The sequence below is a fragment of the Brevundimonas sp. NPDC046655 genome, assembly GCF_044901625.1.
Lineage (GTDB): Bacteria > Pseudomonadota > Alphaproteobacteria > Caulobacterales > Caulobacteraceae > Brevundimonas.
Window position 1 is genome coordinate 1,351,709 of record NZ_JBJDPV010000001.1, and the last position, 22,806, is coordinate 1,374,514.

Genomic DNA, 22,806 nt, shown 5'->3' on the forward strand with positions numbered 1-22,806 from the left:
CGGCGGCCGGACAGGTCGCGACGACGGCTCTATGGCGCTTCTCCCTGCCTCCCCCGCTGGGGCTCAGCCCATGGTCTGCATGTCGTGGGTGGGCATCATGTTGACGTTCAGATGGTACATCACCCAGACCGAGCCCGCGACGGCGATCACCACGATGACGATGGTGAAGATCAGCGCCAGCATGTTCCATCCGCCCTCGGACTTATGGTTCATGTGCAGGAAGAAGATCATGTGCACGATGATCTGCACCACGGCGAAGGCCGTGATGACCAGACCGGTCGTCTGGGGCGCCAGGGCCTCGGTCATGACCAGCCAGAACGGAATCGCCGTCAGCACGACCGACAGCAGGAAGCCGATCATGTAGCTCTTGAACGAGCCATGGTCGTGATCGTCGCCGTGGTAGTGATCGTCGTGATGATCGACAGCGTGTTCGTTGTGGGCCTCGGCGCTCATCGCAGCATCCCGAACAGATAGACGAAGGTGAAGACGCCGATCCAGATGACGTCCAGGAAGTGCCAGAACAGGCTGAGGCACATCAGGCGGCGCTTGTTGGCCGGGATCAGACCCTTTTGCCAGACCTGGACCATCAGGGTGACCAGCCAGATCGTGCCGAAGGTGACGTGCAGGCCGTGGGTGCCGACCAGGAAGAAGAAGGCCGACAGGAAGCCGCTGCGCTGGGGCGTGGCGCCCAGGTGGATCATGTGGGCGAACTCATAGAGCTCGATCCCCAGGAAGCAGAGGCCGAACAGGCCGGTGATCGCCAGCCAGGTCTGCATCTGGGCCGTGCGGTTCTTGACCATGGCCAGCATGGCGAAGCCGTAGGTGATCGACGACAGCAGCAGCATGGACGTGTTCAGCGCCACCAGCGGCAGGTCGAACAGGTCCTTGGGCGCCGGGCCGGCGGCATAGTTGCCGCCGATCACCGCATAGACGGCGAACAGCATCGCGAAGATGAGGCAGTCGCTCATCAGATACATCCAGAAGCCCAGCATGGTGCTGTGGCCTTCCGGGTGATGCGGCTCCTCGACCGGGTGATAGATCGGCCGCCCGGCCTCGTCGACGTAGTCGGGGTTCAGGGAAGAAGCGTGGCTCATCGGATCATCCCTGCGACGTTGCGGCCGCCAAGGCCTTGGAGCGCGCGTCCTCGGTCGCCTGCACCGTCTCGGCCGGGATGTAGTAGTCGCGCTTGTAGTTGAAGGTATGGAAGATGGCGTAGGCGATCAGGGCGAAGAAGCCGAGCGCGGCCAGCCACCACATATACCAGATCAGGGCGACGCCCACGACCGTCGACAGGCCGGCCAGGATCACGCCCGCGCCAGTGTTGGACGGCATATGGATGGCCTTGAAGCCCTCGACCGGACGCTCGTAGCCGCGCGCCTTCATGTCCCACCAGGCGTCCGAGTCATGGATGATCGGCGTCTTGGCGAAGTTGTAGTCCGGCGGCGGCGAGGACGTGGCCCACTCCAGGGTGCGGCCGTGCCACGGGTCGCCCGTCTCGTCGCGCAGCTTGTCGCGGTTGATGATGGAGACGGCGAACTGGATCAGCATGGCCAGGATGCCGACGGCGATGATGCCGACGCCGACCGCCGCGATGACGAACCAGATCTGATAGGCCGGATCGTCGAAGACCCTCATCCGGCGCGTCACGCCCATGAAGCCCAGGACGTACAGCGGCATGAAGGCGACCCAGAAGCCGACCACCCAGCACCAGAAGCTGACCAGGCCCCACTTCTTGTCCAGCTTGAAGCCGAAGGCCTTGGGCCACCAGTAGTTGATGGCGGCGAACAGGCCGAACAGCACCCCGCCGATGATGACGTTGTGGAAGTGGGCGATCAGGAACAGCGAGTTGTGCAGGACGAAGTCAGCCGGCGGCACCGCCAGCATGACGCCCGTCATGCCGCCGATCACGAAGGTCAGCATGAAGGCGACCGTCCACATCATCGGCAGTTCGAAGCGAATGCGGCCGCGATACATGGTGAACAGCCAGTTGAACAGCTTGGCCCCTGTCGGGATCGAGATGATCATCGTCGTGATCCCGAAGAAGGAGTTCACGGACGCGCCCGAGCCCATCGTGAAGAAGTGGTGCAGCCACACCAGGTAGGACAGGATGGTGATCACCACTGTCGCATAGACCATCGACGTGTAGCCGAAGAGCTTCTTGCCCGAGAAGGTCGAGGTGACTTCCGAGAAGACGCCGAACAGCGGCAGGATCAGGATGTAGACCTCGGGGTGACCCCAGATCCAGATCAGGTTCACGTACATCATCGGGTTGCCGCCGAAGTCGTTCGTGAAGAAGTTGGTGCCGATGTAGCGGTCAGCCGACAGCAGGGCCAGAACGGCGGTCAGCACCGGGAAGGAGGCCACGATCAGGACGTTGGCGCACAGCGAGGTCCAGGTGAAGACCGGCATCTTCATCAGGCCCATGCCCGGCGCGCGCATCTTTACGATGGTGGCGATCAGGTTGATGCCGGACAGGGTGGTGCCCACCCCCGCGATCTGCAGGGCCCAGATGTAATAGTCGACCCCGACGCCGGGGCTGTAGCCGATGCCGGACAGCGGCGGATAGGCCAGCCAGCCCGTGCGCGCGAATTCACCGACGAACAGCGACATCATCACAACGATCGCGCCGGCCGTAGTCATCCAGAAGCTGAAGTTGTTCAGGAAGGGGAAGGAGACGTCGCGCGCCCCGATCTGCAACGGCACCAGATAGTTCATCAGGCCGGTGATCATGGGCATGGCCACGAAGAAGATCATGATCACGCCGTGAGCCGTGAAGATCTGGTCGTAGTGGTGAGCGTTCAGGTAGCCCTCGGCGCCGCCGAAGGCCATGGCCTGCTGCAGGCGCATCATCAACGCGTCGGCGAAGCCGCGCAGGAACATGACGAGGCCAAGGATCATGTACATGATCCCGATCTTCTTGTGGTCCACCGTCGTGAACCACTCGGTCCAGAGGTAGCCCCACAGCTTGTAGCGGGTGATCAGAGCCAGGGTCGCCAGGCCGCCGAGAACGACGACGGCGAAGGTGACCACCAGGATGGGCTCGTGGAACGGCAAGGCGTCCCAGGTCAGCCTTCCGAAGATCATGGATGCGATTTGATCAGTAGACATGTGGGTCAGGCGCTCAGGATTGCGACGCGGGCGCGTCGGCGGCGGCAGGCGCGGTGAAGGCGGAGACGAAGGACGGGGCGGACTGGGCCAGTTCGGTCGCCTGGCCCGGACGCGCCAGGCCGGCCCCCATGACGCGAGCGGTCGGCGTCGAACGGGTCATCTCGGCGGCCAGTTGCTGGCGACGGCGGGCGGCGTCGACGGCGGCCTTCTCGGCCTCCAGCGGGGTGCAGACGGCCATGACGTAGGAGTCGCCCGAACCCAGAACGGCCTCGCCGCGACGGGCGTACTTGTCATAGGCCAGCGGCCAGGTGGCGTGGACGGCGGTCAGGCCCAGGCCGCCCTTCTTGTCGATGGCCATCATCTCGCCCATGCACATCTTGCCCGGCTCGACGCACATGTTCAGCACGGCGTCGAACAAGCCTTCATCGACCGAGGCGTAATGGATGACCGGCACCTTCTCGCTGGGCTTCTCCAGCTCCAGATAGGTCTCGCGATCCAGGCTCTTGCTGTCGGCGCGCACGCCCGCGACCCACTGGTCGAAGCCGGCGTCGTCCAGGCCGTGGAAGGCGAAACGCATATTGGAGAAGCCGTCGCCGGAATAGTTGGCCGAGAAGCCGACGTATTCGCCCGGGCGGTTGATGACGGCGTGCAGCTTCGTCTCCATGCCCGGCATGGCGTAGATCTGACCGGCCAGGGCGGGGATGTAGAAGGAGTTCATCACCCCGGTTGAGGTGATGTGGAAACGGATCGGCCGATCGACCGGCGCGGCCAGCTCGTTGACCGTGGCGATGCCGTACTCGGGGTAGATGAACAGCCACTTCCAGTCCATGGCGACCACGTTGACCTGAAGCGGCTCCACCCCTTCGGCGACGGCCTGACCCTTGTTGACCCGGTCCAGCGAGCGGTAGGGGTCCAGCAGGTGGGTGCCCGACCAGGTGATGGCGCCCAGGCAGATGATGATCAGCAGCGGCGCGGCCCAGATCACCAGTTCCAGATGGGTCGAGTGATCCCAGTCCGGCTCGTAGCGGGCTTCCTTGTTCGATTCCCGGTACTTCCAGGCGAAGAAGATGGTCAGCGCCATCACCGGGATGATGATGATCAGCATCAGGAAGACCGACATCAGCAGCAGGTCTCGCTGCTGGGCGGCGATATCCCCGGCCGGCGACAGCACCACGGCTTCACAGCCGGGCAGCAGGGCCAGCAAGGGCAACAACAGAAGGGGTCGCAGGCGGCGCACGAAGGCTCCTGTCCGGAAATGAGGCTCTGGCACGGTCATTGTGCGCCGCCCCTACCCCCGGCCGCCAAGAGGCGACATTGGACAATCCGTCCTATCCCCCCCGACGCCGATCGGGAGCAAATGGCGGCTTTCGTCATTCTTACCATGTCGGCGCGCGTGTCGCGCCCGGGTCCAGGGAACGTCATCGGTCATGAACGCCACCAGCGGCGCGCCTTCTTCAGAGTCCCTTGAGCGGGACGCCAGCCAGATCAACGCGCGACACGGCAAAATCGACGCCGGAGAAATCGCGATCGGCGTGATCATCGGTCGCACGTCGGAGTTCTTCGACTTCTTCGTCTATGCGATCGCCTCGGTCGTGGTCTTCCCGCAGCTGGTCTTCCCCTATGCAGGGCCGCTGGGCGGGACCCTGCTGTCCTTCGCCGTCTTTGCCGTGGCCTTCCTGGCTCGTCCCCTCGGCACGGCCCTGTTCATCGAGATCGACCGGCGCTTCGGACGCGGGACGAAGCTGACCATCGCCCTCTTCCTTCTGGGTCTGTCCACCGTCTGCCTCGGTTTCCTGCCCAGCTACGCCCAGGCGGGCCACTGGGCGGCGGTCATGCTGATCGTGCTGCGCATCGGTCAGGGCGTGGCCCTGGGCGGCGCCTGGGACGGCATGGCCTCGCTGCTGGCCGTCAGCGCGCCCGAGAACCGTCGCGGCTGGTACGCCATGGTGCCGCAGCTGGGCGCGCCCTTCGGCCTGATCGTGGCCAGCGCCCTGTTCGCCTACTTCCTCAGCAAGCTGTCGGCCGCCGACTTCCTCGACTGGGGCTGGCGCTATCCCTTCTTCGTGGCCTTCGCCATCAACGTCGTGGCCCTGTTCGCCCGCCTGCGCATCGTGGTGACGCCTGCCTTCCAGGCCGCGTTCGAGACTCTGGAGCTGCACCCCGCCCCGGTCGGCAAGACCGTGCGTGAAGAAGGCGGCGGCATCGTCATCGGCGCCTTCGCCCCCCTGGCCAGCTTCGCCATGTTCCACATGGTGACGGTGTTCCCGCTGTCGTGGGTCTTCCTCTACACCGAGGAGGCGCCGAGCCGCTTCCTGATGATCGAACTGGTCGGCGCCGTCTTCGGCCTCGCCGCCATCCTGGCCTCGGGCTGGCTGGCGGATCGCTACGGCCGTCGCGCCCTGCTGGGCGTCACCGCCGCCGGGATCGCCGCCTTCTCGGGCTTCGCGCCGCAGATGCTGGACGGCGGCCCCCTAGGCGAGCTGGCCTACATGATCCTGGGCTTCGTCCTGCTGGGCCTGTCGTTCGGTCAGGCTTCCGGTTCGATCGCCTCCAGCTTCAGCCTGGCCAATCGCTACACCGCCTCGGCCCTGACCTCGGACCTGGCCTGGCTGTTCGGCGCGGGCTTCGCCCCTCTGGCCGCACTGGCCCTGTCGGGCAAGTTCGGCCTGGCGGCCGGCGGCGGCTATCTGCTGTCGGGCGCGGTCTGCACCCTGCTGGCCCTGTGGCTGAACCGCGAGCTGGGCCGCGGCCGGGCCGGCGCCAAGACCTGACGTCCCCCACACGGGCTACTCCATCTTAACGGGGGCGCGATCCGGATCGCGCCCCCTTTTTCATGCGTTCCAGCCCCCGACCAACCGCCACGTCCGGGCGCTCCCAGGTCATCAAGGTTAGCGACGGTTTACGATGGCGCTTAAGCGCCCGCTAAGCCTGTCTGATCGCGTGAAGTTAAGAGCCGCCAAGTATCGTCCCATTGAAATCAAGGGTGATGAGGACGTCATGACCAAGTTGAAGTCGGCAAAACGCCGTACATTGCTGGCGATCGCCGCAGGCCTGACCGCCGTTCTGGCGCCCCAGGTCGCGTCGGCCGGTCCGACCGCTGGGCACACTTATCGGTTGACCGCGACCGTCCCCGTCGCCTGCTGGGTTCGCCCCAGCGGGACCGTAATGGCCGAGAGCGGTCGCACCGGATCTGTGGTCGAGGCCTGCAACAGCCCCGGAGGCTTCACCGTTTCGGCCCAGTATCGCCCCCTGGCTGAAACTGAAAAGGCCAAGATATTCTATGGTGATCGATCGCTGAATCTGGCCAAGAGCGGCATGCAGGAGCTGCGTCGCTCAAGCATGGCGACAATCCGCTCCGTCGATTATCGCTTCGACGAGGTGGCCCTGGAACAGCCCCTCGTCTTGTCACTGACGATCCAGCCGATCTGAGCCACCCAGGCATGGCATCCAAAAACGCCCCGCAGGATCTGCGGGGCGTTTTTCTTGTCCAGGGAAGAGGGCTAGAGCGCCGCGACGGTGAACGTCAGCGTGTCGCTATAGTCGCCCGCCCGCTTTCCAGCGATGCTGCCGACATCGATGGTCAGCGCATAGTCATCGACCCGCGCGTTCTGGGACACCACCTCAAACCGTGCGCCCCGCGCCAGATCCATGGTCCGCTCGCCTAGGCTCAGACCGTAGGGCACGTACCAGTCGGTGGAGCCCTGACGCAGTCGCCCGCGGTTCTCCGACCGAACCGAAACGCTATAGCCAGCCGTGCTCATCACATAGAGAGAGGTGCGCAAATTGCGGCGACCTTCCGTCAAATCTCCCAGATCGATCGTGGCGGCGCCTCCACGGCTGCGGCGCAGTTCCCCCTTTAGTCCCATGACCGCCGCCTTGGGCACTTCGAGCCCCAGGGTGACCGGCTTTTCAGCCAACAACTGGCCGTCACTCTCCAGATTGAGATAGGCTCGTTGCGCATAGCGCCCCGCGGCAGGGACGCTGGTGGGGGCCGCCGAGAACGAGAAGCGCAACAGACCACGCTCGCCGGGCGCCAGGGCCAGACTGCGAGCGCCGACTCGACGGGCGCTTTGACCCGCGCGAGGCGTCACGTCAGCCCCGCCCCGCTCGTCAACAAGGGCGTAGTCGAGGCGCTGCCCCCCCGTCTCGGAGACCAGACCGAACGGTTCCGCGCGCAACTCCACGCGGGCGGAGATATTGCACGCCCCCGCCCCCCGGTTGACCACGGCGACGTCAAAGGTGTCGTCGGCCGCGTCCTGGTCGAACGGGTCGTAGCGAAGCAACCATTGCTCTGCGGCGGACTCGATCGCCAGCTTGCAGTCGCCGGCCTTTGCCGAGGCCATGCCCGGCATGGCGACGAAGGCCATGGCGACCGCCGCGAGGGCCAGAGCCTGGGATTTTCTGACGAGGGACATTTCAGCCTCCTTGGCTTCAGTCTTCGGGCACATCGATAGGCACTCTGATGATCTGCAGATCAAGCAGACCCTCGTTGTCTTCAGGAACGACGAACTCGAAGCCCATGGCGGGCGTCGAGAACATCCCAACGCGATACCGCTTGCCAGGCTGCAAGTTCTGGATGGCGAAGCGGCCCACGGAATTGGTGAAGAACAGTTCGGGCTCAGCCGAAGGATCATCGGCCGGCCGCACCCGTCCGGACATGAGAGCAACCGGTCGATCCAGATTGCCGACTACCCGGCCCATCGCGCTGACGAAATTCGCGCTACCCACCTGAATGGCGTAACCGCTCTTGTAGACCGGTCGGACGCGAGCCACCCCGTCGCCGATATTGTAGCCGCGTGGCGGATCGAGAACATCATAGCGGACGGACTGGTTGATGTATGACGCCAACTGACCCGACACGGCAGGCCCCGCCAGACCGCTCTTCGAGATAAAGCGCCCTCCCTCCAGGGTGTCGCCCACGATCACGTCCCGATCACCGAGCGAGGGGTGAGGATAGACGATGGCGAAGCTGTCGTAGATGTTGCGGCCGATAGCGACCTTTCCGCCCGTGGTGGCGATGGCGCCGCCGACACGCAGACTGGTGACCTGATCGTCCGTGACACTGCTGAAGTCACGCCCATAGGCGCTGTGCGTCAGGCTCACGTCGAAACGATTGGCGATATAGTCGACCTGGCCCGACACATTGGCCGCGCCGTCCAGATAGTTGGAGTTGACCGAATAGCCGAGAGCGCCGACGCCGTTGTCCGCGTACTGCTGGAAGTTGACGCTGGCTGAGTTCGTCGCCGAGCTGTAACGCGCGTCGCCGCGACGGTCGTAGCGCGGCTGCCAGACCAGAGCGAAGGTGAAGCCCACCCCGTCGTTGGCGCGACCGAAGATGCCGCCGTTGTCGCCGGATTCGATGAATTCCAGCCCCAGTTGCGCGCTCCACTGCGGGGCGAAACGGTAGCTGGTCGTGGCGTTGACGCCATAGACGTCGTCCAGGGTGTCGATGCGGGTCTTGCGATAATAGGCGCTGACTGTCGCCATCCAATCGACCGAGAAGCGGTGACTGTAGGAGCCGGTGAACACCCACGACGTCTGGTTTTGCCCCAGAGGATTGCCGATCGTCGAGAAGTCTTCCGACGTATAGTCGGCCGCCACTGTCCAGGTGTCATAGGTTTCGCCCATGTCCACGAAGTGGTCATAGGCCGCGGCATAGGCGTAGCCTGCCCCGGCGTCGCCATTGCTGGCGGCGGCGTCCAGCTGAAGCCGGGCGCCGTTCCTCATGATGAACTGGGTCTGGCCCGTCACCGTCTGCGCACGCTCCGAGGCCTGCAGCCCCAGTCCCAGCGCCGGACGGTTCAGGAAGGCTTTGCGCCAGTAGCCGGTGAAGGCGACATCGCCGTTGGAATAGTCCGGCGAACCGAAGACCTGGTCGCTGGTCACGCCCAGATAGGCGCCGTACTCATAGTCGCCGGGCTCCAGATCAATCAGATCCAGATAGGCGCTATAGGCGACGGATTCGGTCCGGCCGCTCTCGCCGCGAACCTCAAGCTGAATATCGTTGGAGCCGGTTTCCAGCGGCAGGTTGCTCAGGTCGTACTGGCCAGGGTCCAGCCGGAACTCGCGCAGCGTGATACCATTGCGCAGCACCCGAACCGTCGAAGATTCCTGCAGCACCAGTTGACGCGCACTGCTTAGCCGGTTGTTGCGGAAGCTCTCGAAACGCCGGCGCTGGCGTTCCACGCCGATACCGCCCATCTCGACGAAGCCCTGACGCCCGCGCTGTTCGGGATCCAAGTCGCCGAGGTACCAGCGCCGATATTCGTTCGCCTGATCATAGACCAGACGCGCGTAGCGCCGCTCCCAATTGTATTCCTGGGTGAAGACGTTTTCGCGGCCCTGGACGTCGGCCTCGACGACCAGGTTCTTGTACCGCGCCGCGCCGTTCAAGAAGACCGAAGGGGACGAGACGTCGCCCGTGCGATTGATCCTCTGCACCACCATATTGGTGTTCAGGAAGGCCGAAAAATCTTCAGGCGCCACGCCCGGCTCTTCGGGCGATCCGCCACGGAACAGAGCCTCGACGTTGCGCTTGGTGGGGTCGATCCGCAGCACCATGACGGCGAGTTGGTCCGGATCATAGTCCAGGCGAATACCCGTCTGGTTGATCTCCTCGGGCGCGAAATCAGCAATGCCCTCAAGCCGAGCAGCCAGTTCCGCCTGAGCCGTTTCGATCAACAGGGGCTTGATCAGCGTCTGGAAACCGGCGCTTTCCACCATGAAGCGGTCGTCCCGGGTCAGGATGACCGGCATTTCACCAAGGACGCGGTTGTTGAAGTTCAGCGGCACGGTCATCGCGATGTCGCGATCATAGGGGTTGATGTCGCGCCGCGCCGGCGGCGCCTCTACCGCCTGTTCCGCGGCGACAGGTTCAGCCGGAGCCGCCGCGCTTGGCGTCGTCGTCTGGCCTGCGACATCCGCGGCCTGCGCCATCGCGAAGCTGGCTAGGTTCAAGGCGGCGGCCGTCGCCGCCTCATAGACGTCGCGCGCCATGCTGGCGCCGGCTGCGCACGCACTGTCCGGCGTCATAGCGACGCCCAGGATCAGAGCGAGACTGGAAACCCCTCCCCCGCGCAGACTCATCGTCCGAACCGCACCGTAATGGGTTTGGCCGCATCCAGCTCAACGCCGCCCGTCGGCACCTTGAAGGTGCGACGCCCGGTGACCGGGGGCACGAAGCCCACGCCGACGATGGCCGAGAGGTCAGCCGACTTCAGCTCCTGGCGGAAGGGCGCGCCGTCCTTGGACGTGCCCTCGATAATCCAGGTGGCGCCCGACATCAGGGCGTAGCGCTTGCCGGTGTTGGCGACGATGATCTCCAGGCCAGGTTCAGTCGGAACCGGCTGTCCTTCGGCGACGGCGGCGGCTTCAGCCGCAGGGGCGCTGACGCGGGTCGGCTTGGCCGAGACGACATCGATCTTGGGCTCGGCGCCCGGAGGGGCGACGACCAGCAGGGCCTTCATGGTGTAAAGGACGGTGACCGCAACCTCGCCGCCGCTTTCAGGCGGCTTGCCGTCGGTCGGCACCGGCAGTTGCTTCACCGCCAGATAATAGGCGTGCGAACGGTCGATATCCGGCGCGCCGACCCACTGGACCCGCATCACCTGACGGCCGCCGACCCCGACCACGCCCTGCGGCGGGAAGATCAGGAAATTGTCATCGGCGGGCGTTTCCACGATCTCGCCGTTCTCATCCAAGTCCATGCGCGTGACCTGGGTCTCGAAGGGCATGGCGACGGAGCCGACGTTGCCAACCTCGATACGCGCCGCGGAGCCCGCGCCGACCGTCGTCATCTCGGCCACCATGGGCGAGACCCGCATGGCCCAGGCGGCCGCGGAAGCGAAGACCAGGCCGCCGGCGACGACGGCGGACGCCGCCCAAACGCCGACGCGCGATTTCAGAATATCCCGCCAGAACATTTCTCTACTCCCCCGAACGCCGCCTCCCTGGGACAAGCGCTCAATTCCCTGCTGGCCGTTGCAAACGGCGGGCCAGCGCACCGGAACCTTTGAACGATCGACAGTTTATAAAGCAGAAACGGGGAGGCTTCTCAGCCTCCCCGTCCCCATCAGGCCGTGACCGGCCAGAAAGCAGGTTTACTGAGCCACGGCGATGGTGACGCCGACAGTGCCGTTGTAGGTGCCGGCCAGCAGAGCCTTGCCGGGGTTCTTCATCTTGACCTGCATGTTCAGCGAGGACTTCCAGGCGCCGTAAGAGTTCGGGACGGTCTGGTTGCCGGCTTGCAGCAGGCTAACGGTTTGCAGGCTGGCGTTGTTGGTCGCGCCCACGGCGCCGGCGGTGAACTGGGCCGACAGCTCAACCGGGATGGTGGCGGTGAACTGAGCGCCATCGAACCCGGCAGCGGCGTTGGTCGACAGGTCGGTCTTGCTGAAGGTGACCGTGTTCTTGGTGTTGCAGCCAGCCAGGTTCGAGTTGATGTCCAGCGTGCGGTCACCGCCGACCATTTCAAACGCCGCGTCAGGGTTGTTGTCCTGGGCGTTGATGCCGATCTGGCCGAAGTTGACGGTCGTGTCGGTGCCGCCGGTGTAGTAGGCGCAGTCCGGCGTCACCGAACCGGTCAGCGAGAAGGTGGCGCCGCTCGAAGCGTTAGCCGTGCCTTGGTTGTCGGCGAAGCCATTGCTGTCCATCGTGAACAGAGCGATGCCCGGGTGAAGGTTTGCGCCCGAGTTCACAGCAGCCGTGACAGGACCGACAAGGAAGCCAGCGTCGCGGGTCGAACCTTGATAGTTGATGGCGGTGCCCAGTGCCTGGTTGATCAGGTTCGGGGTGTTGCCGATCAGGCTGCGGGTCGTAGCACCGCGGTGAATTTCCGGGCCAGCCGAAGCGGCGGTGGCGGTCAGGGCGAGCGTGGCGGCGGCGGCAGCGGCCAGAACGGAAGCGAACTTCATAGGAATTCTCCAAGCGAGGTTTGACAGAAAATGTCGAGCCAGGCGGCGAATCTCGCCCCCCGATGAAATGAACCTACTAACTAATCGTAAAACAGGTCAACAACAAAAAACACCGTTAGTCATGATTTTTGGAATATTCGCCTCACGAGCGAACATAAATGTGAAACAAATATGCCAAAAAGGTCGAGCACATGAGATGCGCTCGACCCATTACATTATCAGTATTTGAATTTGTTACTTGGAGATCAGGCGCGAGGCGTGATGGTAAGCGTCAGCGTTTCTGTATATTGCCCTGCAAGGAGGCCCGCACCGGGGGCGTTTCTCATACGGAACTCAAGCTTGCCGCTGCCCGCTGCAATGCCGTCGCCGCTGCTGAGCTGGCCGCTCATCTGCGTGCTCTGGAAGTTGGCCTGAACCACCGCCAGCTCGGGACGCAGGGTCGGAACCGTCAGCAGGACGTCGTAGGGCAGCGTGCCGGCGAAGGGGCCTTCGCCTTGCGGCTGGCTGATATGGGCCAGGCCGCCCCGCTGCGAACGCAGCGCCAGATCGAAGGGAACATTGCAGTCCAGGCCGAACAGGGCCGTAGCGCGCTCGCCGCCGTGCAACTCGCCCATATTGAGCTCGCCGCCGCCCCTCAGCTGGCAGCTTGCCTTGATCCGCCCCGTGACCTGGACCTGCAGTTGACGCGCGGCGTCTTCGCGGTCGCGATCCCGCATCGGCTCAGCCGAAGCCGTCGAAGCGACAGCGGCGGCCAGCACCAGCGCCATCACGCCGCCAACGCGCGCCATCGGACGCACCGTCGCGCGCTTCCCTTCGGAAGGGGTCAGAAACCAGCCCACCATTCGCCTCCCCAAGCCGCAAACTGCGGCGCCCCCGCCACCAGGAGGGGGTTCGTTGGTCAGCGTTCCAAGAGACGTGCCATCCCGTTTTGGCACACCCTTGCCGATGAGACAGCGTCAAGCCCCACCCGCAAGGGTTAATGAAACGTTAACGACCGCCGTTCTACGGTCGCCGTCAAGCTTTGACAAGCTTTCGCTTCATTTTGGGACAGCGGCGGTATGCCGCGTGGCCGTCACCCCGCCTTGGCGCGGCGTCGCCAAGCGGTCAGCAGGTGCTCGGTATAGCCGTTCGGCTGCTGACCGCCCTTGAAGACCAGATCCCAGGCCGCATTCCACGCCGCACCGTCGAAGGCCGGGGCCAAGGGGCGATAGGCGGGATCGTCCGCGTTCTGGCGATCCACCACCACGGCCATCCGTTCCAGCGCCGCCCTCACCTCGGTTTCCGTGACCACGCCGTGACGCAGCCAGTTGGCCAGGTGCTGGCTGGAGATGCGCAGGGTGGCCCGGTCCTCCATCAGGCCGACGTCGTGGATATCCGGCACCTTGGAGCAACCGACACCCTGATCGATCCAGCGCACGACATAGCCCAGAATGCCCTGGGCGTTGTTGTCCAGTTCCTGACGGATCTCGTCCGCCGAGGGCGTTTCCGTCGCAAACGGCGGCGTCAGCAGCGGCGTCAGGCCGGTGGCGGAACGTCCGGCGATCTCGGCCTGACGACTCCAGACGTCGACCTCATGATAATGCAGAGCATGCAGGGTCGCCGCCGTCGGCGACGGAACCCACGCGGTCGAGGCCCCGGCGCGCGGATGACCCGCCTTGGTCGCCAGCATCTCGCCCATGCGGTCGGGCGCGGCCCACATGCCCTTGCCGATCTGGGCGCGCCCCGACAGACCGGCCTTCAGGCCGATATCGACGTTGCGGTCCTCATAGGCCTTGATCCAGCCGGTGTTGCGGATCGCCTCTTTCCGAACGACCGGCCCGCCTTCCATCACCGAATGGATTTCATCGCCGGTGCGGTCCAGGAAGCCGGTATTGATGAAGGCCACCCGCCCCTTGGCCGCCGCAATGCAGTTGGCCAGGTTGACGCTGGTGCGGCGCTCCTCGTCCATGATGCCCATCTTGAGCGTCAGCGGCGGCAACCCGACCATGGCCTCGACCGCGCCGAAGACGGCGTCGGCGAAGGCGACCTCCTCCGAGCCGTGCATCTTGGGCCGCACCACATAGATGGAGCCGGCCGGGCTGTTGCGCTGATCCGCGGGGCGTTTCAGGTCGTGCAAGCCGATCAGGCCGGTCATGGCGATGTCGAGCAGGCTCTCGGGAACCTCGCGCCCCTCCCCGTCCAGAACCGCGTCGGTCGTCAGGTGCAGGCCGACGTTGCGCACCATCAGCAGGCTGCGCCCCTTCAGCGTCATGGCCGAGCCGTCCGGCGCGGCATAGGAACGATCGTCGTTCATGCGCCGCTGCATCGTCTGGCCGTCCTTGACGAAGCCCGCCGACAGGTCGCCGCGCATCAGGCCCAGCCAGTTGGCGTAAACCAGCCGCTTGTCCTCGGCGTCCACCGCCGCGACGCTGTCCTCGGCGTCGGCGATGACCGACAGGGCCGCCTCGACCACGACGTCGGCCACGCCCGCCGGATCGGTACGGCCGATGCGGTGATCGCGGTCGATCACGATCTCCAGATGCAGGCCGTTGTGGCACAGCAGGACGCCCGAGGGCGCCGCCGCCTCGCCCGCATAGCCGAGGAAGACCGCCGGATCGGCCAGACCCGTCGTTCGTCCACTGGACAGGCCGACGACCAGCCGCCCGTTCTCGACACGGTATTCCACCGCCTCGGCATGGCGGCCCTCCGCCAAAGGCGCCGCCTGATCCAGCAGGGCGCGGGCGCGGGCGATGACCCTGCCCCCACGCTCGGCGTCATAGCCGCCGCCTTTCGGCGCCTCGCCCAGGGCGTCCGTGCCGTACAGGGCGTCATACAGACTGCCCCAGCGCGCATTGGCGGCGTTCAGCAGATAGCGGGCGTTGGTCAGGGGCACGACCAGCTGCGGCCCGGCCATAGTCGCGATCTCGGGATCGACGTTGGCCGTTTCAGCGCGGATGTCGGCCCGCTCGGGCTCAATGTAACCGATCTCGCGCAGGAAGGTCTGATAGGCTTCGGGGTCCGGCTGCCCCGGATGGGCGCGGTGCCAGTCGTCCAGTTGAGCCTGCAGTTCGTCACGCCGCGCCAGCAGGGCGCGGTTCTTCGGCGCGTATTCCGCCAGCAGCCCCTCGAACCCCGCCCAGAAGGCCTCCGCCGTCCCCCCCGTGCCGGGCGCCGCCTCGTCGCGAACGAAGGCGTCCAGTTCTGCGGCGACGCTCAGGCTTCCGTGGCGGACATAGGTCGTGGTCATGGCGGGCTCTCCTTGAGCCTTGACCCTAGCCGCCCGCCCGCCGCCTAGCCACGGCGAAGATCGACGGATATCTTTGCAAAAATTGCAATGATGAGATCCCGCCATGCTGGCCGAGTATGAGATCTTCGTCCGGGCGCTGGAGGAAGGCAGCCTGTCCGCCGCCGCGCGTCGGCTGGACCTGTCGCCCGCCGTGGCCTCGCGGCGGCTGGCGCGGCTGGAGGACCGGCTGGGGGTGCGGCTGATCGAGCGCACCTCGCGGCGGCTGGCCCCGACCGAGGCCGGGCGCCTGGTCTATGACCGCGCCATGCAGCTTCTGGACGGGGTCGAGGATCTGGAGGCCCTGGTGTCGCGCCGCACGACCCAGGCGCGCGGCCTGCTGCGGGTCTCGGCCCCGACCTCGTTCGGGCGACGAAGGCTGGCGCCGCTGCTGACGCCCTTCCTCGACGCCCACCCCCGGCTGACGCTGGAGCTGAACCTGACCGACGCCTTCGTCGACCTGATGGCCGAGGACGTGGACGTGGCGGTGCGTATCGGCAACTATGAGGCGAGCGATCCCGCCATGCGCCGCCTGACCCCCAACAGGCGCGTCCTGTGCGCCGCGCCTTCCTATCTGGCCGAACACGACGCGCCCGAGACCCTGGACGACCTGCGCCATCACGCCCAGCTGGCGGCCGAGAACCAGTCGGCCTGGCGCCTGGAAGGCCCCGACGGCCCTGTGACCTTCCGCGCCCGCAGCCGGGTGCGGACCAACTCGTCGGAAGTGGCGCGCGAACTGGTGCTGGCGGGCGCTGGGATCGCCCTGCGCTCGACCTGGGACGTGGGAGACGAGCTGCGCGACGGACGGCTGAAGGTGGTGCTGCCGCAATACGCAGGGGCCTCGGACGTCGCGATATTCGCCCTGACCGCGGGGCGGGCTCGCGCGGAAAACCGGGTGCGCGCCTTTGTCGACTTTCTGGCCGGCCTGTACGGCGATGTGCCAGAATGGGACAGATAGCCTCTTCCTTCTCCCCTTGAGGGAGAAGGTGGATTGCGAAGCAAGACGGATGAGGGGTGCGAAGAAGCCAGGCTCGCAGCATCCCACAAAGGTCGCACCGACACCCCCCATCCGGCCCTGACGGGCCCCTTCTCCCACAGGGGGAGAAGGGGCGCAGATTTTACTGCGCCGCCGCCGTCGCCTTCGGCTTCAGGTAGCGGTCCAGCCAGGTCGCCATTTCCCACTGGGTGTGGCCGACCGACTCGCGGGCGCGATAGCCGTGAGCTTCCAGCGGCAGAACGACATAGCGCACCGTCGCCCCATTGCCCTTCAGCGCCGCATAGAAGCGCTCCGACTGCACCGGGAAGGTGCCCGAGTTGTCGTCGGCGCCGCCGTGGATCAGCAGGATCGGCTCATTGACCTTGTTGGCGTAGGTGAAGGGCGACATCTCCGTATAGGTCTCGGTCGCCTCCCAGTAGGAGCGCTGCTCGGCCTGGAAGCCGAACGGCGTCAGGGTGCGGTTATAGGCGCCCGAACGCGCGATGCCGGTCTTGAACAGGTCGGTGTGGGCCAGCAGGTTCGCCGTCATGAAGGCGCCGTAGGAGTGGCCGCCCACGGCGATCCGGTCGCGGTCGGCGACACCCAGGGCCACCACCGCATCGACCGCCGCCTTGGCGCTGGCCGACAGTTGCTCGATGTAGGTGTCGTTCGGCTCGGCCCCGTCGCGGCCGATGATCGGCATCGTCGGGTTGTCCAGGATGGCGTAGCCCTGGGTCAGCAGGAACAGGTGACTGATGCCCGCCGGACGCACGAAGCGGTTCTCCGTGTCGACCACCTGACCGGCCACGGCGGCGTCGGTGAACTCGGCCGGATAGGCCCACATCAGCAGCGGCAGCGGACCGTCGCGATCCTTGTCGTAGCCGGCGGGCAGATAGAGGGTGCCCGACAGCTGGACCCCGTCGTCGCGGGTATAGGTGATCAGTTCGCGCTTCACGTCGGCCAGTTGCGGGGCCGGATCGGGGAACTGGGTCAGCTGGGTCACGCCGCCGTCCAGGTCGCGCAGGCGCAGGTTGGCCGGATCGGTGCGGCTCTCGCGATAGGTGACCAGCTTGCGGCCGTTCTCGTCCAGAATGCCGACGACGGTTTCGAACTCGCCCTGAGCCGAGCGCCACAGACGCTCGGTCTCACCGGTCTTCAGGTCCAGGGTGTCGAGGAAGGGATACTCGCCCTGACGCGTCGCGCCGTCGCCCTCGACGAAGACCTTGGAGCCGTCGGCGGTGAAGCGGATGGTCGAACGACCGCGCGCGTTCGGCTCAACCACCACCGCGCCCGGATCATTGTAGCGATCCTGATAGTTGCGATCGACCAGGACGCGGCCCGCGCCGGGGTTCGACGGATCGACCAGGGTCCGGGTCTCGTGGCGGGTGTTGAACCAGCGGCTGTTGACGATGGCGACATCGTCGCGGCCCCACTGCACGCCCGAATAGCGTTCCTTCAGGTCGATCAGGGTGCGCGGGCGATCATTGAACGGCGCCGGCAGCATGAAGACGCGGTCGCGCACCTCGGCCGCGTTGCGCGGATCGCCGCCGTCCTGGGCCTCGACCCAGACCAGGGTGGCGTCGGCGTCGGCGCGCCACTGGGCCGAGCGCGGGCCGGGGGCCACGGCGTCGAACGGCGTCGGCACGTTGTCGCGCAGCGGCAGGTCGGCCACGCGGTGCGCCTCACGTCCGTTCAGGTCGGTGATGACGACATCCGCCGGGAAGAGGCTGGCGGGCACGACATAGCTGTACGGCTTCTTGACCCGCGTCTGCAGGATGTAGCGGCCGTCCGGCGACACCGAGGCGTTCAGGAAGACGCCCGGCTGGCCGATGGTGCGGGCGCGGCCGTTCAGCGGCACGAGGGTCAGCTGGCTGGTGAAGTAGTGGTCGAACAGGGCCTCGTCGCCGGCATCGGACAGCAGGTCCTGATAGGTGCGCACGGGGGCCGCGCGGCCGCCGGTCTCGGCCACGGTCGGACCCGAGGGCGGACGCGTCACGTCGGGCGCGGCGCGGCGACCGGCGGGCACGGCCTGAACCAGCAGGCCCGAGGCGTCGGGCAGCCAGCTGAAACCGGCGCCGTTCGCGGCGTTGACGCTGGGCCCGGTCAGGCGACGCGCCTGGGCGGAGGCCATGTCGGCGGTCCACAGCTCAAGGCCAGTCGGGGTGTTCAGCAGGAAGGCCACGGCCTTGCCGTTCGGCGCCCAGCTGACGTTGGTCAGACGCGCATTGGCGGGCAGACCGGCGACCGGTCGCGCCGCGCCGCCCTCGACGGTCTGGAAGCTGAGGCCCGTCAGCCAGGTGACACGGCTGTTGGCCGGGCCGTTGTTCTGGGGATTGATGCGATACCCGCCCAGACGCAGCATGGGCTCGGCCAGTTCGGCGATGCTCGGCAGGCTGGAGCGTTCCTGCAGCAGCAGGGTCTTGCGGTCCGGGCTGAGGCTGGCCGTCGGATTGGGCTTGGAGTCCAGAATCTGCGCGATCGGCTGCGGCGGCTGCTGATAGGTGGGCGCGGCGGCGACGGCTTGCGCCGAAGCAGGTTGAGCCAGGGCCGGCACGGCGGCCAGCAAAACAAGCGCCGGCAGGGCGGCTCGCATGATCGTGTTGCGCATGAATCTTTCCCCAAAACTCCGCCTTGAACGCGGCTTTGTCCGTTTAGACGAATGATTGCGCGCAGGGTCAACCGCCAAGGTCGCCAACCGGCGCTTGCCCCCCGCCCATCCGCGCATTATGGACGGATAAGACCGCAATATTCATCAGACGGTGAAAAAGGGAGAGCGATGCGCAAGATCTACGCTGACGTCACGTCCGCGCTGGAGGGCCTGACCTTTGACGGGATGACCGTCATGTCCGGCGGCTTCGGCCTGTGCGGCATTCCCGAAAACCTGATCGCGGGCCTGAAGGCCTCGGGCGTCAAGGGACTGACCGTCATCTCCAACAACGCAGGCGTGGACGGCTTCGGCCTGGGCCAGCTGCTGGAGACCAAGCAGATCGCCAAGATGATCTCGTCCTACGTCGGCGAGAACAAGGAATTCGAGCGCCAGTACCTGGCCGGCGAGCTGCAGCTGGAGTTCAACCCCCAGGGCACCCTGGCCGAGCGCATCCGCGCGGGCGGCGCGGGCATCCCCGCCTTCTTCACCGCCACCGGCGTCGGCACCCTGGTCGCCGAAGGCAAGGAAGTGCGCAACTTCGACGGCCGCGACTATGTGATGGAAACCGGCCTGGTCGCCGACCTGGCCATCATCAAGGCCTGGAAGGCCGACGATCGCGGCAACCTCGTCTTCCGCAAGACGGCCCGCAACTTCAACCCGATGATGGCCACCGCCGGCAAGGTCACGGTCGTCGAAGTCGAAGAGATCGTCCCCGTCGGCTCGCTGGACCCCGACCACATCCACACGCCTGGCGTCTATGTCGACCGCCTGATCCAGACCGTGTCCGAGAAGCGCATCGAACAGCGCACCGTCCGCCAGAAGGAATCCGCGTAATGGCCCGCACCCGCGAACAACTGGCCGAGCGCGCCGCCAAGGAGCTGCGGGACGGCTTCTATGTGAACCTGGGCATCGGCATCCCGACCCTGGTGGCCAACTACATCCCCGAGGGCATGGTCGTGACCCTGCAGTCGGAAAACGGCATGCTGGGCATGGGCCCCTTCCCCTATGAGGGCGAGGAAGACCCCGACTTGATCAACGCCGGCAAGCAGACGATCACCGAGATCCCCGAGTCGGCCTATTTCAGCAGCGCCGACAGCTTCGCCATGATCCGCGGCGGCCACATCAACCTGTCGATCCTCGGTGCCATGGAAGTGGCCCAGAACGGCGACATCGCCAACTGGATGATCCCCGGCAAGCTGGTGAAGGGCATGGGCGGCGCCATGGACCTGGTCGCGGGCGTCAAGCGCGTGGTCGTGGTCATGGAGCACGCCAACAAGCACGGCCAGTCCAAGGTCTTGAAAGCCTGCACCCTGCCCCTGACCGGCACAGGCGTGGTCAGCCGCATCATCACCGATCTGGCCGTCTTCGACGTCAAGCCGGACGGCTCAGGCCTGGAGCTGATCGAACTGGCCGAGGGCGTGACCCTGGACGAGGTCGCCGCCAAGACCGAGGCCGACTACACGGTGGCGCCCAGCCTGGGCTGAACCGCCCTGCCCGTCTGAAAAGCGAAACCCCGGCGACCGCTAGGCCGCCGGGGTTTTTCCTTGCCTGAATGACGCTAGTTCCGCGTCGCCTGGAAGCCCTGCTGATCCGTCCACAGGACGATCTGGCGGCTGGCCTCGGCGGTGGCGCGATCGAAGGCTGCGACGATGGCCGACTGCCGGTTCTCCCCGGCGCTCTCACTGACCGTGATACGGTCCTCGACCACAATGGAGCGGTCGCCCGGCCGGATCAGCCGCAGCAGCACGACGATGTTCGCGTCGGGCGCGGCGCCCGGCGCAGCGTAAACGGCCTCAAACCGGCGCACGTCCACGCTCAGCAGCAGCCCGTCGCGCGTCAGCGGTCCCGAACTCAGGACCGTGCAGGTCCCGCCGTCCAGAAATGCGTTGCGCAAGGCCTCCTCGAACAGGGTCTCGGCCGGCGACACCCAGCGCGCGCCCTTGATGTAGGCGGCCTCGGCCCCGGTCACGGCCAGGATGCGGTCGCCCCGCGCGGCCTCGGGGAAGTCCACGCGGCGCATCGAGACATGGACGTCCGGGCAGGCCGAGGTCGCCCCCGTCCCGGCGAAGGCCGAGGCGCCGCCGAAACGATAGAGCTGTACCGGGTCAGGCGAGGCCAGCAGGGCGCAGCCAGACAGAGCAACCGAGGCGGCGGCGATCAGCAGCGTAGAACGGATCACGGTTGCACCTCGATTTCCTTGGACGGCGCCTTGGCGATGAAGTCGCGCGGGCTTTCACGCACATTGTCGATCAGCGACTGCAGCGAGCGCGTCGCCTGATCCAGCTGGCGGATGGTGTCGTTCAGTTGCGGCACCGTCTGGGTGCCGAAGTCGCCCAGCGGGCCTTCCAGCCCCGTGGCCGAACGGTTAATCGAGGCGATGGCGGCCTGGGCTTCGGCTGTCGCCTTGTTGATGTTGGCGATGGCCTGACGACCGTCCGTATCCACCAGTTGCCGCGCCGTGGCGCCCAGCTGCTGATACTCGCCGACGGCGGCGTTGGCCTTGGTGATAGTCTCTTCCAGCTGCTGGAACATGCCCTTGCGGGCCTCCAGCTCGGCGGTCAGGGCCTCAACGCTCTTCACGCTGGACGAGAAGCTGCGGATATTGTCGTCCGACATGACGCGATTGATCCGGTTCAGGGCGTCCACCGTCTGGGCCAGAACCGTGCCCGACCCGCTCAGCAGTTCGGCGATGGGGCTGGGCTGGCTCTGGATCACCGGCACGACATTGTCGGGATACTGGGTCTTCAACAACGCGCTGCTCGGCTCGCCGGCCGTGATCTGGATGTAGTTCAGACCGGTGATGCCCTGCGGCTCCAGCTGGGCGCGCGAGGTGACGCGCACCGGTGTCGTGCCGTTCAGGCGGACGCGGGCGATGACCTGATCCCCCTTCTTGGGGTCCAGGTTCAGGGCCGTGACCTCGCCGACGCGAATGCCGTTGAAATGCACCTCGCCACCCTCGGACAGGCCGCGCACCGGGCCGTAGAAGACGATGTCATAGACATCGAAGTCATTGTTGAACTGCAGGCGGGCCAGCCAGATCGTGAACACCGCCAAGGCCGCCAGAAGGGCGACGGTGGCGATGCCGACAGCGGCGTAGTGGGCGTCTCTTTCCATCTCGTCCCGCTCTCCTCAGGCGGCGCTCTGGTGGGCGGCGCGTCCGCGCGGCCCCAGGAAGTATTCCTTGATCCAAGGATGATCGGAACGCTCCAGTTCCTGAACCGTGGCCTTTTCGACGACATGCTTGTCGGCCAGCACCGCCACCTCGTCACAGATGGCGTACAGGCTGTCGAGGTCGTGAGTGATCATGAAGACCGTCAGGTCCAGATCGTCCGACAGGTCGCGGATCAACTGATCAAACGCAGCAGCGCCGATCGGATCCAGCCCCGCCGTCGGCTCGTCCAGGAAGATCAACTCGGGGTCCAGCGCCAGGGCGCGCGCCAGACCGACGCGCTTGCGCATCCCGCCCGACAGTTCGGCAGGCTTCAGATACAGCGCCTCGGGCTTCAAACCGACCATGGCGATCTTCATCTCGGCCAGTTCGCGAATGGTGTTGCGCGGCAAATTGGTGTGCTCGACCAAGGGCGAGGCGACGTTGTCCAGCACGGTCAGCGCCGAGAACAGCGCCCCCTGCTGGAACAGGACCCCGGTGCGCCGCTCGACCTCGGCGGCTTCGGCCTTGCTCATCTCGTCCCGGTCATAGCCGAACAGTTTGACTGACCCGCCCTCCGGCTGCTTCAGGCCGATGATGGAATTCAACAGCACCGTCTTGCCGGTGCCGGACCCCCCGACCACGCCGAGAACCTCGCCTCGCCTCACGTCCAGATCGAGATCCTGATGGATCACCCGATCCCCGAACTGGCTCAACAGGCCGCGCACCTCGATGACGTTTTCGCGCATCGGC

General features: G+C 66.0%; 19 protein-coding genes. 5 read left to right on the forward strand and 14 right to left on the reverse strand.

What is annotated here, in order from left to right:
• Positions 1–63 precede the first annotated feature (63 nt).
• From cyoD to cyoA, 4 genes are read right to left on the reverse strand one after another with little or no spacing between them, the layout of a single operon-like run.
• On the reverse strand, positions 64–453 hold the full coding sequence (cyoD, locus tag ACI2KI_RS06630) for a cytochrome o ubiquinol oxidase subunit IV (protein WP_404618576.1): 390 nt from the start codon (positions 451–453) through the stop codon (positions 64–66).
• Entirely contained in the window at positions 450–1,094 is a 645-nt protein-coding gene (gene cyoC, locus ACI2KI_RS06635; RefSeq protein WP_292082053.1) for a cytochrome o ubiquinol oxidase subunit III, read from the reverse strand. Before cyoC ends, cyoD begins: the two co-directional genes overlap by 4 nt.
• Positions 1,095–1,098: 4 nt before the next feature.
• Positions 1,099–3,084, reverse strand: a complete 1,986-nt coding sequence (cyoB, locus tag ACI2KI_RS06640; RefSeq protein ID WP_292082050.1) for a cytochrome o ubiquinol oxidase subunit I — start codon at positions 3,082–3,084, stop codon at positions 1,099–1,101.
• A 37-nt stretch (positions 3,085–3,121) separates the two neighbouring features.
• Entirely contained in the window at positions 3,122–4,345 is a 1,224-nt protein-coding gene (gene cyoA / locus ACI2KI_RS06645; protein ID WP_292082048.1) for a ubiquinol oxidase subunit II, read from the reverse strand.
• Between the two features lie 190 nt (positions 4,346–4,535).
• On the opposite strand from cyoA, the gene ACI2KI_RS06650 reads away from it, so the two are divergent.
• Positions 4,536–5,879, forward strand: a complete 1,344-nt coding sequence (locus ACI2KI_RS06650; protein WP_292082045.1) for an MFS transporter — start codon at positions 4,536–4,538, stop codon at positions 5,877–5,879.
• 226 nt (positions 5,880–6,105) lie between these two features.
• Positions 6,106–6,537, forward strand: a complete 432-nt coding sequence (locus ACI2KI_RS06655; protein WP_404618579.1) for a hypothetical protein — start codon at positions 6,106–6,108, stop codon at positions 6,535–6,537.
• Between the two features lie 71 nt (positions 6,538–6,608).
• Here the strand turns inward: ACI2KI_RS06655 and ACI2KI_RS06660 are convergent, their stop codons facing one another.
• From ACI2KI_RS06660 to ACI2KI_RS06685, 6 genes are all read right to left on the reverse strand, one after another.
• Entirely contained in the window at positions 6,609–7,523 is a 915-nt protein-coding gene (locus tag ACI2KI_RS06660) for a hypothetical protein (RefSeq protein ID WP_404618581.1), read from the reverse strand.
• A gap of 16 nt (positions 7,524–7,539) precedes the next feature.
• The gene (locus ACI2KI_RS06665; RefSeq protein ID WP_404618583.1) at positions 7,540–10,104 is read right to left on the reverse strand and encodes a hypothetical protein; all 2,565 of its coding nucleotides are present in this window, start codon (positions 10,102–10,104) and stop codon (positions 7,540–7,542) included.
• 86 nt (positions 10,105–10,190) lie between these two features.
• Positions 10,191–11,030: a hypothetical protein gene (locus ACI2KI_RS06670; RefSeq protein WP_404618585.1), complete on the reverse strand. Its 840-nt coding sequence runs from the start codon at positions 11,028–11,030 to the stop codon at positions 10,191–10,193.
• A 177-nt stretch (positions 11,031–11,207) separates the two neighbouring features.
• Complete coding sequence (locus tag ACI2KI_RS06675; protein WP_404618587.1) at positions 11,208–12,020, reverse strand: hypothetical protein; 813 nt, start codon at positions 12,018–12,020, stop codon at positions 11,208–11,210.
• 245 nt (positions 12,021–12,265) lie between these two features.
• Positions 12,266–12,808, reverse strand: a complete 543-nt coding sequence (locus ACI2KI_RS06680; RefSeq protein WP_404618589.1) for a hypothetical protein — start codon at positions 12,806–12,808, stop codon at positions 12,266–12,268.
• Positions 12,809–13,092: 284 nt separating this feature from the next.
• Entirely contained in the window at positions 13,093–15,246 is a 2,154-nt protein-coding gene (locus tag ACI2KI_RS06685) for a malate synthase G (RefSeq protein WP_404618591.1), read from the reverse strand.
• 103 nt (positions 15,247–15,349) lie between these two features.
• Here ACI2KI_RS06685 and ACI2KI_RS06690 point away from each other — a divergent pair, with 103 nt between their 5' ends.
• Positions 15,350–16,240, forward strand: a complete 891-nt coding sequence (locus ACI2KI_RS06690) for a LysR family transcriptional regulator (RefSeq protein WP_404618593.1) — start codon at positions 15,350–15,352, stop codon at positions 16,238–16,240.
• A gap of 160 nt (positions 16,241–16,400) precedes the next feature.
• Here the strand turns inward: ACI2KI_RS06690 and ACI2KI_RS06695 are convergent, their stop codons facing one another.
• The gene (locus ACI2KI_RS06695) at positions 16,401–18,866 is read right to left on the reverse strand and encodes a prolyl oligopeptidase family serine peptidase (protein WP_404618595.1); all 2,466 of its coding nucleotides are present in this window, start codon (positions 18,864–18,866) and stop codon (positions 16,401–16,403) included.
• 168 nt (positions 18,867–19,034) lie between these two features.
• Between ACI2KI_RS06695 and ACI2KI_RS06700 the strand changes: the two genes are divergently transcribed.
• Positions 19,035–19,739: a CoA transferase subunit A gene (locus tag ACI2KI_RS06700; RefSeq protein WP_404618597.1), complete on the forward strand. Its 705-nt coding sequence runs from the start codon at positions 19,035–19,037 to the stop codon at positions 19,737–19,739.
• Positions 19,739–20,389 (forward strand): 3-oxoacid CoA-transferase subunit B, encoded by a 651-nt coding sequence (locus tag ACI2KI_RS06705; RefSeq protein WP_404618599.1) that lies wholly within the window; start codon positions 19,739–19,741, stop codon positions 20,387–20,389. Before ACI2KI_RS06700 ends, ACI2KI_RS06705 begins: the two co-directional genes overlap by 1 nt.
• Positions 20,390–20,463: 74 nt before the next feature.
• Here the strand turns inward: ACI2KI_RS06705 and ACI2KI_RS06710 are convergent, their stop codons facing one another.
• Genes ACI2KI_RS06710 through ACI2KI_RS06720 form a run of 3 tightly spaced genes read right to left on the reverse strand, consistent with a single transcriptional unit; the run spans position 20,464 to position 22,802 of the window.
• Positions 20,464–21,084 (reverse strand): ABC-type transport auxiliary lipoprotein family protein, encoded by a 621-nt coding sequence (locus ACI2KI_RS06710; protein ID WP_313104035.1) that lies wholly within the window; start codon positions 21,082–21,084, stop codon positions 20,464–20,466.
• Positions 21,081–22,019 carry an MlaD family protein gene (locus tag ACI2KI_RS06715; protein ID WP_292082017.1) on the reverse strand — a complete coding sequence of 313 codons (939 nt, stop codon included), beginning with the start codon at positions 22,017–22,019 and terminating at the stop codon, positions 21,081–21,083. Before ACI2KI_RS06715 ends, ACI2KI_RS06710 begins: the two co-directional genes overlap by 4 nt.
• 15 nt (positions 22,020–22,034) lie before the next feature.
• Entirely contained in the window at positions 22,035–22,802 is a 768-nt protein-coding gene (locus ACI2KI_RS06720) for an ABC transporter ATP-binding protein (protein ID WP_313106203.1), read from the reverse strand.
• Between the last annotated feature and the right edge of the window lie 4 nt (positions 22,803–22,806).